Consider the following 14,957-nt stretch of genomic DNA (forward strand, 5'->3'; position numbering starts at 1 on the left):
AGTATGCAGAATGAGTCAACGGAGGTTTCATGGCCGATCAGGTTCAGATCCGGGCAGTCGAACTGAGCCGCGCGCCATCGGTGACGGAACAGGTCTTCGAGCATCTTTATCACCAGGTGGTCGAACTGGACCTGCCGCCGGGCACGAAGCTTTCGGAGGTCGAAGTCGCCAAGCAGCTCGGCGTTTCCCGGCAGCCGGTACGCGATGCCTTCTATCGGCTGTCGCAGCTCGGATTTCTGCTGATCCGGCCGCAGCGGGCGACGGTCGTCACGCATATTTCCGAAAAGGAAGTCATGCAGGCCCGCTTCATCCGCACGGCGCTTGAGATGGAAACCGTCCGTGCCGCCGCCGACTGCCTGACGGATGCGCAACTCGACCGGCTCGACGCCCTGCTCGATGAGCAGGAGACGGCGATCGCGGCCGGGGACAAGGTCCTGTTCCACTCGCTCGACGACAACTTCCATAAGCAGATATGCGATCTTTCCGGACATGAGTTTGCCTGGGCACTGATCCGTGACAGCAAGGCGCATATGGACCGGGTGCGCTATCTCAGCCTTTCCTTCGGCGCCCAAAGCGCCTTCGACGACCATAGGGTGATCATGACGGCACTTCGCGAACACAATGGCGACAAGGCCGCGGAGGCGATGCGCGTCCACCTGTCGCGCATCAAGTCCATCATCGGCCGCATCCGCGAGAGCCACGCCTCGTTCTTCGCAAATGACGAGCGCTGATCGTTTCGCTCAGCCGCCGGCATAGACCACCTTCGGCAGCCAGAGGACGATCGAGGGAAAGACGATGCAAAGGGCGACGCCGATCGCCTGCAGAACGATGAAGGGCGCGGCCGCCCGGAAAATCGTCGCCATCGAGATGTCGGGCGGCGCGACGCTCTTCAGGTAAAACAGCGAATAGCCGAAGGGCGGACTGAGGAAGGCCATTTGCATGTTGACCATGAAGATGACTCCGTACCAGAGCGGCACATCGGCGGGTTCGAGGCCCGGAAAGCCGAACAGGCCCTCGAACTGCAGCGATCTCAGGATCGGCAGGAAGATCGGCACCGTCAGCAGCAGGATGCCGACCCAATCGAGGAACATGCCGAGCCCGAAGAGAATGACCATCATCAGCAGCAGCACGCCGTAGGGCGGCAGGCCCGTGCCGAGGATCGTGTCGGTGACGAAGGTCTGCCCACCCTTGAGGATGAAAAAACCGACGAACATGGTGGCGCCGAAGAAGATCCACATCACCATTGCGGTCGCCTTCAACGTGGTGACCGCCGCGTCCCGGATCGTCTGCCAGGTAAGCCGGCGATGCGTTGCACAGACTACGAAGGCGCCGAAGGTGCCGATGCCGGCGGCCTCGACGGGCGTTGCGATGCCGACGAAGATGACACCAAGAACGGTGATGATGAGCAGGATCGGCATCAGCGCGCCGCGAAGCAGCCGGAGCTTCTCCATGAAACCGACGCGTTCGCCCGGTGGCACGGGCGGCCCCAGCGCGGGGTTGATGTAGCAGCGCACCGTCACATAGGCGACATACATGCCCGATAGCAGCAAGCCCGGGAAGACCGAGCCGATCAGCAGCTCTCCCAGCGACTGCTGGGCAACGACCGCATAGACGATCGCCATGACGGAGGGCGGAATGAGAATGCCGAGCGTGCCGCCGGCGAGCAACGCTCCGCAGGCGAGCCTCGGATCGTAATTGCGGCGCAGCATCGCCGGCAAGGCGATCATGCCCATGGTCACCTCGGCAGCCCCGACCACGCCGACCATGGCCGCAAGCAGCGTGCAAGAGATGACCGTCGCCGAGGCGAGCCCGCCCCTCAGGCCGCCCAGCCATTTGTAGATGACCTCGAACAGTTCCTCGATGATCCCGGCCTTTTGGAGGATCGCCGCCATGAAGATGAACAGAGGCACCGCGGAAAGCTGGTAGTCCGTCATAAAGGGAAAGACCCGCGACGGCAGCATGTTGAGCATCGCCGCATTGCCGAACAGCCAGAGAAAGAGCACCGCAAGGCTGCCGGTGCAGAAGGCCATGGGCAGCCCGAGCAGCAAGAGCACGCCGAGCCCCCCGAACATCAGAAGGCTCAGCCATTCTATCGGAAGATCGAGGCCCATCGTCAGTCGACCTTTCCCGCCACCACCGTGGCGATGTCGCGCAGCAGCCGGGAAAATCCTTGCAGCAGAAGAAGCGCCGCGCCGACCGGGATGGCGAGCTTGACCGGCCAATATTGGATGCCCCATTCGGTGAAGGACCGTTCGCCGACCGCCATCGCGTCATTGGCGAAACGCCAGCCGGTTACGAGCATCGTCCCCACGAACAGGAAGAAAAAGGCCGAGGTGATGACGTCGCAGATCGCCCGGCCGCGATCCGAAAGGCGGCTGTACACGATATCGACCCGGACGTGGGACTCGTCGCGATAGGCATAGGCTCCGGCGAGCATGTATTGCATGCCGAACATGAGAAACATGCTCTCGTGCACCCAATTGGTCGGCGAGTTGAAGACGTAACGGCCGACCACTTCGTAATAATAGGCGAAGACGGCGAGCACAGACCAATAGGCGACGAGTTCGCCCGTTGCCTGCACCAGCCGGTCCACCGGCCGAAGCAGCGGCAGTGGCGGCCGGACCCGCGATCCGGGCACGGCGGTTTCCATGAGAGGTTCTGGCGCCGTGGCCGGGGCGGCCGCCTCGCGCTCGCGCCTCCGTCGCACGAGACCGGGCATCAGAAATGCATCGCCGAGAAGCAGAAGACCGAGCAGAATTCCGGCGATCCGGGCGTTGCGATTGGAACGCTCGAGCCCGGCGACGGCCGCCGTCAGGTCGGCGCGTGTGGTTTGCGCAGCGGCATTGGCTTCGGCGAGCCGATCGGCGGCGCCCTCCTGGTTTCTCGCGAGGTCTGCCGTTGCACGTGTAACCAGCCGCTCGGCCCGCTGCGCTTCGGAACGGGCGAACGACAGCGCTTCGCGCTCCACGCGCACCTCGGCGCTCGTCCAGAGCACCGCCAGGAAGACGGGAATGAACAGGAGTCCCCACACACTTCGCAGATAGAAGCGGTGCATGCCGAGAAAGCCGGCGGAGATCAGGAAGAGATAGGCGAGAAACAGGTTCGGCCGGCCGGCTTCCCTCCGCCCGCGCTCGCGATGGACGAGGAAAGACGCGATCAGCGGAAAGACCACGAGGCTCGCCCAAAAGAGCCAATGCGGCATGACAAACGTGAGCGACGGCATCAAACGACCCCATAGGAAAACAGGGAGCACCCGCCCAAAAGGGCGGGCAGATCAGCCTCGAAGCGAAACGAGGGACGGCGCGCGCTGTCCTCCCTCACGCCCATTAGAGCGGGATGCACGCACATGCGTTCGCGCAACCGCTCTATTTGTTTGTCTTTGCCGCACAATGGGACGACCTGACCACGTCATCATCCTTCAGGACGCACGAAAGACGCTGCAACTGCATCGCGCCTTAGAGATCGACGGACAGGCCCTGATACATGTCGGGCGTGACATAGCCGAGGGTCGGGTTTTCCATCATCTCGAGCTGCAGCTTGAACATGCGGGCCGCGTCCTTGTCCTTGTTCGCCCATTCGAACCAGATCGGCACGGCGATTTCCTGGAAGCGCTGCACATCGTCCTGGCCGAGCCGGTTGATCTCGATGCCGGCGTCGAGGAACTTCTGCCAGGCCTCCATGTCGGCCTCCTGGATCGCACCGAAGTGAATGTTGGAATAGACCGCGATTTCGTCCTCGACGAACTGCTTCAGCTTATCGGGCAGGTTGTTCCAGACATTCATGTTGACCGCGAAATCCATGAGGTCGACCGGCTGGTGGAGCGCCATCAGCCCCGGCGGTCCCATCGAGATGTACTGGGTCACCTGCTGGAATCCGAGCGCCCAGTTGACCGCCGGGCCGGTATAGTCGGCCGCGTCGATCGTGCCCTTCTCCAGCGCCGAAAACACCTCGCCGCCAGGAAGCAGCGTGGTCTTCGCTCCGGCCTTGGCGAAGGTCTCCGCGATCATGCCGCCCGGAACGCGCAGCTTCAAGTCCCTGAAATCGTCGATCGAGCGGATCGGCGTCTTCGAATGGATGATGTTGGCGCCGTGATGAATGCGGTTTACGTAATAGAGACCCTGCGCCCCATAGATGTCGCGGGCCACCTGCAGACCGCCCTTCGAATAGAAGAAGATGTCCCATTCATGCGGGTAACGCAGGCCCATGGTGTAGGAACTCAGAAAGGCCGTCGCCGGTAGTTTGCCGGCCCAATACAAGGAAAACGAGTTCATCGCTTCGAGAACACCGTTCTTGACGCCGTCGAAGAGCTCGAAATCGCCGACGATATCCTTGGCCTTGAAGGCTTGGAACTCGAGTTCGCCGCCCGTCTTTTCCTTGATGCTGCCGCACCAGTTCTGGAATGTTTCCAGGCCGACGCCGGCCGGCCATGAGGTCTGCACCTTCCAGACGATGGTTTCGGCCGCGCCGGCCTTGCGCACCCAGGGCGCTGCCAGAAGGGTGGCGGCAGAGCCCGCGACAAGTCCGCTTTTTTTCAGGAAAACACGCCGGGATGGCGCTTTTACTTCGCGCATTTTCTCCTCCCTGCTTATCTTAGGCACAATTGCCGTGCCTTGGCCGTCATTTAACCACACTTCGCGGCTTCACGCCATTTGCAGGCGAATCACCTGCCGCCGCTGCTCACGCTGCTGAGCCGCATCGGCCTGCCGGACAGGAACGCACTTAAGCTTTGGCGACGACAGCCTCCGCCGCTTCGCGGATCGTCTGCATCAGAATGGAGAGCGGCAGCGACTGGATGGCGTCGGTGCGCATGGTGAAGCCGACCGGCCCCCGCGTTTCGCTGGTATCGATCGGCAGGGTCGCAAGCGTGCCGTCTTCGACGTCGCTGGCGACGACGCCGTTCGAGATGATCCAGATGGCGTCGCTCGAACGCACGAAGGCGCGGCCGAAGGCATCGGACACCGTCTCGATCTGGTTCGGCAGCCCCGCAATGCCGTTGGCAATGAGGAAGCGCTCGACAAAGGGGCGGATGATCGAGGCCCGGGTCGGCATCAGCACCGGATAGTCGCCGAGATGAGCGAAGATCGCCGCCCTGTCGGTAAGCAGCGGATGGCCGGCGCGCACGGCGAAGACCACCTGTTCGGAGAAGAGGTGCTCGAAGGAAAAGCCGGTCATCTTGTCGGGAGCCGCAAGCCTCCCCACCACGAGGTCCAGATCGCCGACACGCAATTGCTCGAGCAGCACCGCGTTCTCGCCGGTGACGATCTTGATCCGGGCGCCGGTGTTCTCCTTGAGAAAAAGCGTCATGGCATGGGGCATGACGCGGGTCGAGACCGTCGGCAGCGCGCCGACGCGGATCGGCGGCAGATCGCCGACGCGCTCGTGCGAGACGGAATCGAGCCCTTGCCTCAGGGCCGTCAGAGCCGCTCCGGCATGGCGCAGGAAGACCTCGCCGTAACGGGTGATCCTGATGCCGCGCCCCTCGCGCTCGATCACGGCGACGCCCAGCACGTCCTCGAGTTCGCGGATGGTCTTGGTGACGGCGGGCTGCGTGACATGCAGAAGCTCGGCCGCCTTCACGACGCTCTTCTGGCGCGCGACCTCTACAAATGTCTGCAGATGGCGAAACTTGATCCGAGCATCGATCATGGACCACCCATAACCCCGAGGTTAATTGAAGCCGACGAAATATCATTTTACCTAACCAGATGAAATAATCATTTTGGTGAGGGAGGAGATACCGCCGTGCAATTCGCCCACATTAACGACATCGCGATCCATTACCGGTTGATCGGCGCCGTCACCGACAAGCCCCTGATCGTCTTCATCAATTCGCTCGGCACGGATTTTCGCATCTGGCGCGATGTCACCCTGTCGCTTGCCGGCGCCCATACGATCCTTCTTTACGACAAGCGCGGCCACGGCCTTTCCGATATCGGCCAGGTTCCCTATTCGATCGAGGAGCTTGCGACCGACCTCGCCGGTCTTCTTGATCAGCTCGGGGTGAAGAATGCGATCGTCTGCGGGCTTTCGGTCGGCGGCCTGATCGCGCAGGCGCTCTATCAGCGCCGCCCGGAACTGGTGCGGGCGCTCGTGCTTTCCAACACCGCCCACAGGATCGGCACGGCCGAGATGTGGGACGAACGCATCGCCGCGGTCGAGGCAAAGGGGCTTGCGGCGATCGCCGACGGGGTGCTCGAGCGCTGGTTCACGCCGGCCTTCCGCCGGCCGGAAAACGTCGCCTATGCCGGCTATCGCAACATGCTGGTGCGCCAGCCGGTGGCGGGCTATGCCGGCACCTGCGCGGCGATCCGCGACGCCGACTATACCGACGCCGCCGGCAAGATCGCCGTGCCGGTTCTCTGCATTGCCGGCGACCAGGACGGCTCGACGCCGCCCGACCTGGTGCGCTCCACCGCCAAGCTCATTCCCGGCGCCCGCTTCGAGATCATCCGCGACGCCGGCCACATTCCCTGCGTCGAACAGCCGGAGGCGCTGCTTGCGGTGCTGCGCGGCTTTTTCGAATCCGTAAAGACTGGAGAGAAGTCCCATGAGTGAAGCGCCTTCCGATCGCCAGCGCCAGGGCATGGCGACACGCCGCGCCGTTCTCGGCGATGCGCATGTCGATCGGGCACAGGCGGCGGCGACCGATTTCGATCGGCCCTTTCAGGAGCTGATCACCGAAGCGGCCTGGGGCCATGTGTGGTCGCGGCCGACCTGGACGAAGCGCGAGCGCTCGATTGTGACGATCGCGCTGCTTGCCGCCCTCGGCCACGACGAGGAAGTCGCCATGCATGTCCGCGCCACCGCCAATACCGGTGCCAGCCGTGAGGACATTTGCGAGGCGCTCCTGCATGTGGCGATCTATGCGGGCGTGCCGGCGGCCAACCACGCCATCAAGATCGCCAAGAAGGCGTTTGGCGAGATGGGTGCCGAGAAGGCCTAGAGTGGAATGCGCTCACCTGCGTTCGCGCTACCGCTCTATCTGTTTGTTTTCGGCGCATTTGTGCCACGTCAGGTGATTCCACCTGACTGCAAAATGCTCTAGGGAGGGAAAAGCGACCATGTCCAACCATGATAACGGCCGGCCCGAAACGGGCGCCTTCTTCCCGCGCGACCGCGGCCGGCATCCGCCGGCCTTCACCCCGGGCTACAAGACCTCGGTGCTGCGCTCACCCCAGAAGGCTCTGCTTTCGCTCGACGGCACGATCTCGGAGATCACCGGCCCGGTCTTCGGCCATTCCATGCTGGGCGAGCTCGACAACGACCTGATCCACAATTTCGCAAAGCCCGGCGAAAGCGCGATCGGCGAGCGCATCATCGTGCATGGATGCGTGCTGGACGAGCGCGGTCGTCCGGTTCCAGGCGCGCTGCTCGAATTCTGGCAGGCAAATGCCGGGGGGCGCTATCGCCACAAGAAGGAAAGCTATCTGGCGGCGGTCGATCCGAATTTCGGCGGCTGCGGCCGTACCATCACCGACGAGAACGGCCATTATTGCTTCCGCACCATCAAGCCGGGTGCCTATCCCTGGCCGAACGGCGTCAACGACTGGCGCCCGGCGCATATCCATTTCTCGATCTTCGGCCATGGTTTCGCCCAGCGGCTGATCACCCAGATGTATTTCGAGGGCGATCCGATGATCTGGAAATGTCCGATCGTCGGCACGATCCCGGACCGGCGGGCAATCGAGCAGCTGATCGCGCCGCTCGACTGGGCCAATACGATCCCGATGGACGCACGGGCCTACAAGTTCGACATCGTGCTGCGCGGCCGCCGCTCGACCTTCTTCGAGAACCGGCCGGAAGGCAATTGAGGGGATACCGATGGTACAGGATCTCGGCTACCTCAAGGAAACCGCTTCGCAGACGGCGGGCCCCTATGTCCATATCGGACTCACCCCGAACTTCTGCGGCATCCCCGGTGTCTACGAGAGCGATCTCGGCTCGGCGATGGTCAATGACCACACGCTCGGCGAACGCATCACCGTGACCGGCCGGGTGATCGACGGCGCGGGCGTGCCCCTCAAGGATGCGCTTGTCGAGATCTGGCAGGCCGATGCCGCCGGGTTCTACAATTCGCCGTCGGAACTGCGCGGCACCGCGGACCCGAACTTTACCGGCTGGGGCCGCTGCCCGACCGGCGCCGAGGACGGCACCTTCACCTTCCGGACCGTCAAGCCGGGCCGCGTGCCGGCGAGGGACGGCCGCTTGATGGCACCGCACATCACCTTGTGGATCGTCGCCCGCGGCATCAATCTCGGCCTGCATACACGCATGTATTTCCCCGACGAGGCGGCCGCGAATGCCGAGGACCCGCTGCTTGGCCGGATCGAGTATCGCCAACGAGCCGAGACGCTTGTCGCCGGCGGCACGGCGCCTAATTATCTCTTCGACATTCATCTCCAGGGCGAAAAGGAAACTGTCTTCCTGGATATATGATCCCTGGCACGTCCGTGCCGTGACCTCCGTTCGCCCGTGGGCGGGAGGACGTGAAAGCTGGAGACGTGCCATGACCTATTCGGCCTTTGACCATCCCTATCTTTCCGGCCTCCTCGGCGACGAGGCGGTGGCGGCGGAGTTTTCCGTGGTCGCCGACATCCGCGCCATGCTTTCCTTCGAGGCTGCGCTGGCGCGGGCCGAGGCGCGGCATGCGATCATACCAGAGGCCGCGGCCGATCGCATTACCGCGGCCTGCCGGGGATTTTCCCCCGATGTTGCGGCCCTGCGGCGGGCGACGGCGGTCGACGGCGTCGTCGTGCCGGAACTCGTCCGGCAGTTGCGCCGCGCCGTCGGCGAAGAGGCGGCCGACTATGTTCATTTCGGCGCCACCAGCCAGGACGTGATCGACACTAGCCTGATGCTGCGCCTGAAGGCGATTGCCGGGCTCTTCTCCGGCCGTCTCGGGGCCGTGGTATCGGCGATCGAGGACTGCGGGCGTCAATGGGGGTCGCGACCGCTGACCGCCCACACCCGCATGCAGGCGGCCATTCCGATCACCGTTGCCGATCGCCTGCATTCCTGGCTCGAACCGCTGCTCGACCAGCAGGACCGGCTCGATGCCATGGAGGCGAGCGTTTTCGCCGTGCAGTTCGGCGGGGCGGCCGGCACACTCGACAAGCTCGAGGACAAGGCAGACGCGGTGCGCGAAACGCTCGCGGAGGAGCTTGCCTTGGTCGATTGGCCGCAATGGCACAGCCAGCGCTCCGCAATCGCCGATTTCGTCCACCTTTTGTCGCTGATCACCGGCAGTCTCGGCAAGTTCGGCCAGGACGTGGCGCTGATGGCGCAGGCCGGCGACGAGATCATGCTTTCCGGCGGCGGCGCCTCCTCGGCCATGCCGCACAAGCAGAACCCGGTCGCCGCCGAGGTGTTGGTGAGCCTCGCACGGTTCAATGCGACACAGGTTTCCGGCATTCATCATGCGCTGGTGCACGAGCAGGAGCGCTCCGGCTCGGCCTTGACGCTCGAATGGCTGCTGTTGCCGCAGATTGTCGGCGCGACGGCGGCGTCGCTCCGGCTCGGTCTCGAGCTTGCGGGCAATATCCGCCGGCTCGGAAGCGTTTGATACCCAACCTGCCCTCATGCCTGGACAAGGAAGGCGACGGGAAAACCGCCGAAGATCTCGCCAAGCGGCAGCCGGCGTCGCGCCGCGACGAGCCTTCCGGTCAGCAGGTTCTGGAGCTGCCTGGGCTCGCCGTCTTCGGGCCAGAGCAATCCGGTCTCGCGCCATAGCTCGGTCCCGACAAGGAGCCTCGTCTCGTCCAGATGGCCGAAGACGAGCCGCGGGACGACGGTGATCGCGCATTCCTGCTCCCTCAGGCGCATGAAGGCGACCGCGTGCCGGGCGCCGGGACCCTCCACCTCGACGGGACGGTAATCGCCCCTCCGCATCAGATCCGCTCCGGTTTGTCGGCGAAAGCGGAGGCATTCGGCGATCAGCCATTGCTTGCAATCCTCGAAATTGCCTTCCGTCGGGTTTCGCGGCGCTTCGGCGGGCAGGGAGACGGGCGTGAACGCCCGGCGGTTGTCGGGATCGACAAGGGAGAGGTCGAGGCGCTCGCTGCCCTGGTAGATGTCCGGAATTCCCGGCGCGGTCAGCTTCACCAGCGTCTGGGAGAGGCTGTTGACCAGACCGGCGCGGATGAAGGGCCGCGCCACCGCGCCGAAATCTTCAAGAAACGCCCGGTTCCGCCAATCGAGAACCTTGGCCAGAAACGCCGTGACCGCCGCTTCATAGTGCTCGTCCGGCCCGTCCCAGCTCGTCCGCAGCTTCGCCTCCCGGACGGCTTTGATGGCGAAGGCATGCATGCGCTCGCTGAGCGCCGAAAGCGAGCCTTCGCCAATTGGCGCGACGGGCCAGGTGCCGAGAAGGCTCTGGTAGAGGAACTGCTCCACCGAGGCTTCCGGCGCCTCGCCTGAGGGCAAGGAACGGATCGCGCCCGCATTGATCTCATGCCAGCGGAGAACGGCATTTGCCCAAAGCTCCGGCGCCTCACTGATCACGTACAGCCGGGCGCGCGCATCTTCGCCGCGTTTGGTGTCATGGGTGGAGGTCGCCGAGAGCCCCTTCGGCATTTCGCTCGCGCGACGAAGCATCATCGCATGGAAGCGCCGCGGGCCGCCCGGCCGCCAGCAGGGATCCGCGCCCACCTCGTTCGCGGCCAGATAGTCGCCCCGCCGATAGAAGAAAGTATCCTCCACGGCCTTGGCCATGACGGCGCCGCTCGACTGCTGAAACCGCGTCCGGAACTCTCCCCGCGCGGGCCGGCCTGCCGGGTCGAGCAGCGCAGCGGCCACCTGATCTATTTCCGTCTGCACAGCCGGCGCCGCATCCGACGCCTTGGCGGCGATTTCTTCGATGATCCGGCGGTCACGCGCCGTTGCGCCGCGATCTGTGACATAGGTCCGGTAGACGGCAAGGGCCGCGAACAGCTGGCGAATGGCCTCGGCGGTACCGTCGCCCGCGCTCTCCCCCATGAGCCTTGCAAGCCGCGTGACTTCGGCATTGAAGTTATGGCGGAGCAGCATCAGCTTGCAATCGCGGACGGCGCTTGCCGCCTGCGCTCCACTCGTCTCGTTCCAAAGGAGGGACGCCTCTTCATCAGCGAGCAGCTCCACCAGGGCGGATATGAACTCGTAACCCGTCGCGCCCTCGACCGGCCATTCGGGCGGCAAGGTCTCTTGCGCCTCCAGGATCTTCTCGACGACGAGGAAAGTCCGATTGCCGACCGCTTGCCGCAGCCGATTGAGGTATTGCTCGGGATCGGCAAGGCCGTCGACATGGTCGATCCGCAGCCCATCGACGAGCCCTTCCCGGACGAGATCGAGCGCCAGCCGATGCGTATCCGCGAAGACGGCCGGGTCCTCGACGCGGACGCCGACGAGCCCGGCGATCTCGAAGAACCGGCGATAGCTCAAATGGTCGCGCGCGCTCCTCCAGTCCATCAGCCTCCAAGGCTGCAGCGCGTGCAGATCCTGCATGCGCCGGCGGTCGGCGGAGAACGTCGCGAGTTGCTCGTCCAGCGCGGCGATCGCGGCAGGTTTCTGCAGAAGCGTCGCCAGCCGCGCGTGAAACCGGTCAGCCTCTGCCGGCTCCGACGCAGCGGCGATGGCGACGAATTTCCCGAGCGACGGATGCGCGCCTTCGAGCACCTGCCCGTAGCTCGCCGGATGGAGCGGGTAATGCGCCCCGTAATAGCCGAGTGCCAGACAGTTGCGTCCACGGTCGAAGGCGACGCGGACGGTGCCGGCTGCAAGCTCCTCGTCGAAAGAGCGGCCGAGGAACGGCAAAGTGAGGCGCTGATGCCAATCGATATCGAAATGATCGGCATAGGCGCTGTCGCGGCCCCATTCGACGACAGTGTGCCACCAACCATTCTCAAGATGCGCGGCCATATGGTTCGGCACGATGTCGAGGACGATGCCGAGCCCCTGGGCCTTGAGCGCCGCGACGAGGCTACGGAAACCATTCTCGCCGCCCAGAGCGGGGTCGATCTCGTTATAGTTCACGACGTCGTAGCCATGCGTCGAGCCCTCGACGGCGGTGAAGATGGGCGACGCATAGAGATGGGAGATGCCGAGCGCCACGAAATGCGGGATCAACTCCACGGCTTTGGCGAAGTCCATCCCGTTGCGAAACTGCAGCCGGTAGGTTGCGTCGGGCGAATGCATCACGGTTTGGCTGGCTCTCTCCCCGGCTCAACACCATCGGTGGCATATTGTTCCGGAAAGCTGCGCCTGCGGCAGTTGCGGCGGGCGCAAGAGGGGCCATTGCCAAGGGCGAAAGCGTGCTCGAAACTCTTCCCGTACTGCCGCACCGGCGGCGACCCGCTGCTCAGTGAGTCCCGCCAACTTGAGCTCGACATCGCGTAGTTCCGCTCCACGTTCGCCTGCCCCCCATCAAAAAGCTTGATGGTGTCGCCGCCGCCTCGGTCGAAACAACTGAATGATCCATGATCCCTCCTCCATACATTTCCGGACGTGAGCCCAGGAGGCGCCGCGGGGTGCGGGAATCCCTTGAGCTTCGTCCCTCGAGTGAATATGGAAACAGGTCGCATATCGCTGCGCTTGATACTACTACAGCTAACGCCGTCTCATCAGCCGGGCTTTGGCCGCGCCAGCGGTCGTCGTTCTGATGACGGCAGCAACTTCGGAAGCGTGCGGCTTGCGAGTTCACCGCATCGACGCGAGTATCCCCGCCACCCTCCTCAGGGCTGCTATGACAAGCAGCCGGCGGCGCGATCCGACCGAAGTAAGGCTCCTCTCAGGCGTTCACACCTCGGCGAATCGGCGACGGCGCAGCATCCTCCACATCTACCGACCGGTGGTGGCCGGACGGGTACCCGATCATTTCCCACGGGGCCGGCCCGCCCTGCGTCGCGAGTTCGACATTGGGCGACGGTCTGCCAAGCAGAAATCCCTGGCCTTCATCGCAACCTTCCGCGCGGAGGATCGCTATTTGGTCTTCCGTCTCGATCCCCTCCGCCAGGACCGGGATGTCCAAGCTCTTGCCAAGCGTCAGAACGGCTCTGACGATCGCTTTGGATTGTCGATCGCGCTCGATACCCTCGACGAAGGCACGGTCGAGCTTGATCTTGTCGAACGGGTAGCTCCGCAGGGTCTCTAGAGAAGAATAGCCGCTGCCGAAATCATCGAGTGCAACGCCCACCCCAAGCGCCTTGATTTGCCGCATGATGTGGAGTGACCGTGTCTTGTCCCTGATGAGCGCGGTCTCGGTGAGTTCGAGTTCGAGGCGGTGCGGCGGCAGCCCGGTCTCTATCAGCACCTCCTGGACGAGGCGCGGCAAGTTGGCGTCCATGAACTGGACCGCCGAAACATTGACCGCAACCCGGCAGGGAGACGCCCAGGTGGCAGCGTCCTGGCAGGCCCGACGCAGGACCCAGGCTCCAAGCGGGGTGACGAGGCCATTTTCCTCGGCGACGGGAATGAACTCCGACGGAGGAATCGATCCGAATTGAGGGTGGGTCCAGCGCAGCAGGGCCTCATAGCCGCGAACCTCGCCGCTCGATAGCGACATCTGCACCTGGTAGTAGATACCGAGCTGATCATGCTCAAGCGCGTTGCGCAACGCTTCCGCCAGCTTTCGGCGCTTGCGCACGGTCTCGCCGATCCCAGCATCGTAGAAGCACACCGATTCGAGAAATGCGTGCTTGGCGTGATACATGGCCAAATCTGCGTCGTTGATCAGTTCGTCAAGGTCCTCCGCATCGTCGGGCCAGATCGCCGCGCCAATGCTCGCTCCGACTTCCGCATCCATGCTGCTAATGCGCATCGGCCGATTGAAAACGTCCGACAGTCGGCTCGCAAAGGCGTGCACTTCGCTCCGATCGACGAACGGTTTGACAGCAGCGAATTCGTCGCCGCCAAGCCGAGCCACGAATTCGCCGTCTTCAAGAGAGTCTGCCATGCGACTCGCGACGATGCGCAAGGCCTCGTCGCCGGCGCTGTGACCGAGCGTGTCGTTAATCTCTTTGAAGCGGTTAAGGTCGACGCAGATGATGGCGAATTTCGTGTCCCCTGCCCTGGCATCGCCAATACTCCTTTTCAGGCAGTCGTTGAAACTCGAACGGTTGGGGAGACCGGTCAGGGCGTCATGCGCAGCAAGGTGGCGCAGCCGCTCGCGGGAATCGGCCTGCGCATTCGTGTCAATCAGATAGCTCGCCAGGCCGGCCCCCAGAATGATCAGTGCCGCCACGGCAATGGCGAGAGCGAGCGCCACAACTGCCTGAGCGTCGATGTCAGGAAAGCTGCCCGCCACCGGCGTCACGCGGAATGCCGCCATCGCTGTAAAATGCAGGCTGACAATGCCGGTCACCAGTAGCGCGGGTGCAATCCAGGAGCGTCCCGCTCCGACCGGGCGGAGCCACGTCAGCGCCACGGATACAGTCGAGAACATGACGGTCAGCAGGATCGAGGCGACCACATATCCAAGCTCCCATTCGACGAGGCCCACGACGCGGTAGGCGAACATGCCGGTGTAATGCATCGCGGAAAACGCAAGACCCGCCATGGCACCCCCGAGTGCGGGAAATACACGGCTCATTCGGATTCCACTGACGAGAAAGCTTGCGAACAGGCCAGCCATGGCGATCACCAGGGACAGGATTGTGAGTGGCGCATCAATCGAAACGGGCGCTGGCGTTTCATAGGCCAGCATCGCGACGAAATGGGTCGCCCACACCCCTCCACCCCCGGCCACCGACGCAAGAAATTGCCAGCCTACACGCTGACCGTCGGGGGCATCCACCGAGCGGCGCAACAGCCTCAGGGTGACTGCCGAGCCAAAGAGACACACAAGGGCCGCGACGAGGACAAGGCCCAGATTGTGATCGACGGCAATACAATTGAGAACGGTTACCATTGGACAACGCCACCCTAGAATGTCTCCGTCCTCGCATAGACGGTACAGATTACCGTTCAGTTAGGATGGAGCAGCGGTC

Annotated in this window: 12 protein-coding genes; 6 read left to right on the forward strand and 6 right to left on the reverse strand. The window is 63.7% G+C overall.

Annotation, left to right across the window (positions count from 1 at the left end; all coding sequences use genetic code 11):
• The first annotated feature begins 29 nt into the window (after positions 1–29).
• A complete protein-coding gene (locus SJ05684_RS23015) occupies positions 30–731 on the forward strand; it encodes a GntR family transcriptional regulator (protein ID WP_095694353.1) in 702 nt (233 codons plus the stop codon).
• Positions 732–740: 9 nt separating this feature from the next.
• Here the strand turns inward: SJ05684_RS23015 and SJ05684_RS23020 are convergent, their stop codons facing one another.
• From SJ05684_RS23020 to pcaQ, 4 genes are all read right to left on the reverse strand, one after another.
• Complete coding sequence (locus tag SJ05684_RS23020) at positions 741–2,111, reverse strand: TRAP transporter large permease (RefSeq protein WP_034857582.1); 1,371 nt, start codon at positions 2,109–2,111, stop codon at positions 741–743.
• Positions 2,112–2,113: 2 nt separating this feature from the next.
• Positions 2,114–3,223 (reverse strand): TRAP transporter small permease subunit, encoded by a 1,110-nt coding sequence (locus tag SJ05684_RS23025; protein ID WP_095694354.1) that lies wholly within the window; start codon positions 3,221–3,223, stop codon positions 2,114–2,116.
• A gap of 232 nt (positions 3,224–3,455) precedes the next feature.
• A complete protein-coding gene (gene dctP, locus SJ05684_RS23030) occupies positions 3,456–4,571 on the reverse strand; it encodes a TRAP transporter substrate-binding protein DctP (protein ID WP_034857577.1) in 1,116 nt (371 codons plus the stop codon).
• A 148-nt stretch (positions 4,572–4,719) separates the two neighbouring features.
• On the reverse strand, positions 4,720–5,646 hold the full coding sequence (gene pcaQ, locus SJ05684_RS23035) for a pca operon transcription factor PcaQ (RefSeq protein WP_034857575.1): 927 nt from the start codon (positions 5,644–5,646) through the stop codon (positions 4,720–4,722).
• Between the two features lie 96 nt (positions 5,647–5,742).
• Between pcaQ and pcaD the strand changes: the two genes are divergently transcribed.
• From pcaD to SJ05684_RS23060, 5 genes are all read left to right on the forward strand, one after another.
• On the forward strand, positions 5,743–6,555 hold the full coding sequence (gene pcaD / locus SJ05684_RS23040; protein WP_095694355.1) for a 3-oxoadipate enol-lactonase: 813 nt from the start codon (positions 5,743–5,745) through the stop codon (positions 6,553–6,555).
• A complete protein-coding gene (gene pcaC, locus SJ05684_RS23045; protein ID WP_034858560.1) occupies positions 6,548–6,943 on the forward strand; it encodes a 4-carboxymuconolactone decarboxylase in 396 nt (131 codons plus the stop codon). The genes pcaD and pcaC overlap by 8 nt, the downstream gene beginning before the upstream one ends.
• Before the next feature lie 118 nt (positions 6,944–7,061).
• On the forward strand, positions 7,062–7,811 hold the full coding sequence (pcaH, locus tag SJ05684_RS23050; protein ID WP_034858559.1) for a protocatechuate 3,4-dioxygenase subunit beta: 750 nt from the start codon (positions 7,062–7,064) through the stop codon (positions 7,809–7,811).
• Positions 7,812–7,821: 10 nt separating this feature from the next.
• The gene (pcaG, locus tag SJ05684_RS23055; RefSeq protein ID WP_034858558.1) at positions 7,822–8,436 is read left to right on the forward strand and encodes a protocatechuate 3,4-dioxygenase subunit alpha; all 615 of its coding nucleotides are present in this window, start codon (positions 7,822–7,824) and stop codon (positions 8,434–8,436) included.
• 70 nt (positions 8,437–8,506) lie between these two features.
• On the forward strand, positions 8,507–9,562 hold the full coding sequence (locus SJ05684_RS23060; RefSeq protein ID WP_034858556.1) for a 3-carboxy-cis,cis-muconate cycloisomerase: 1,056 nt from the start codon (positions 8,507–8,509) through the stop codon (positions 9,560–9,562).
• Positions 9,563–9,576: 14 nt separating this feature from the next.
• On the opposite strand, the gene treY is transcribed toward SJ05684_RS23060, so the two are convergent.
• Positions 9,577–12,168, reverse strand: coding sequence for a malto-oligosyltrehalose synthase (treY, locus tag SJ05684_RS23065; protein ID WP_034858554.1), 2,592 nt, complete (start codon positions 12,166–12,168; stop codon positions 9,577–9,579).
• Between the two features lie 592 nt (positions 12,169–12,760).
• The gene (locus SJ05684_RS23070; RefSeq protein WP_083846261.1) at positions 12,761–14,878 is read right to left on the reverse strand and encodes a putative bifunctional diguanylate cyclase/phosphodiesterase; all 2,118 of its coding nucleotides are present in this window, start codon (positions 14,876–14,878) and stop codon (positions 12,761–12,763) included.
• Between the last annotated feature and the right edge of the window lie 79 nt (positions 14,879–14,957).

This window comes from Sinorhizobium sojae CCBAU 05684 (assembly GCF_002288525.1).
Classification (GTDB): Bacteria; Pseudomonadota; Alphaproteobacteria; order Rhizobiales; family Rhizobiaceae; genus Sinorhizobium; species Sinorhizobium sojae.

Coding starts and splice junctions, on each gene's coding strand:
- pcaC (WP_034858560.1), top strand. CDS start 6,548: ATGAGTGAAGCGCCTTCCGATCGCCAGCGCCAGGGCATGGCGACACGC.
- pcaG (WP_034858558.1), top strand. CDS start 7,822: ATGGTACAGGATCTCGGCTACCTCAAGGAAACCGCTTCGCAGACGGCG.
- dctP (WP_034857577.1), bottom strand. CDS start 4,571: ATGCGCGAAGTAAAAGCGCCATCCCGGCGTGTTTTCCTGAAAAAAAGC.
- pcaQ (WP_034857575.1), bottom strand. CDS start 5,646: ATGATCGATGCTCGGATCAAGTTTCGCCATCTGCAGACATTTGTAGAG.
- SJ05684_RS23020 (WP_034857582.1), bottom strand. CDS start 2,111: ATGGGCCTCGATCTTCCGATAGAATGGCTGAGCCTTCTGATGTTCGGG.
- SJ05684_RS23015 (WP_095694353.1), top strand. CDS start 30: ATGGCCGATCAGGTTCAGATCCGGGCAGTCGAACTGAGCCGCGCGCCA.
- pcaH (WP_034858559.1), top strand. CDS start 7,062: ATGTCCAACCATGATAACGGCCGGCCCGAAACGGGCGCCTTCTTCCCG.
- SJ05684_RS23025 (WP_095694354.1), bottom strand. CDS start 3,223: ATGCCGTCGCTCACGTTTGTCATGCCGCATTGGCTCTTTTGGGCGAGC.
- treY (WP_034858554.1), bottom strand. CDS start 12,168: ATGCATTCGCCCGACGCAACCTACCGGCTGCAGTTTCGCAACGGGATG.
- SJ05684_RS23070 (WP_083846261.1), bottom strand. CDS start 14,878: ATGGTAACCGTTCTCAATTGTATTGCCGTCGATCACAATCTGGGCCTT.
- SJ05684_RS23060 (WP_034858556.1), top strand. CDS start 8,507: ATGACCTATTCGGCCTTTGACCATCCCTATCTTTCCGGCCTCCTCGGC.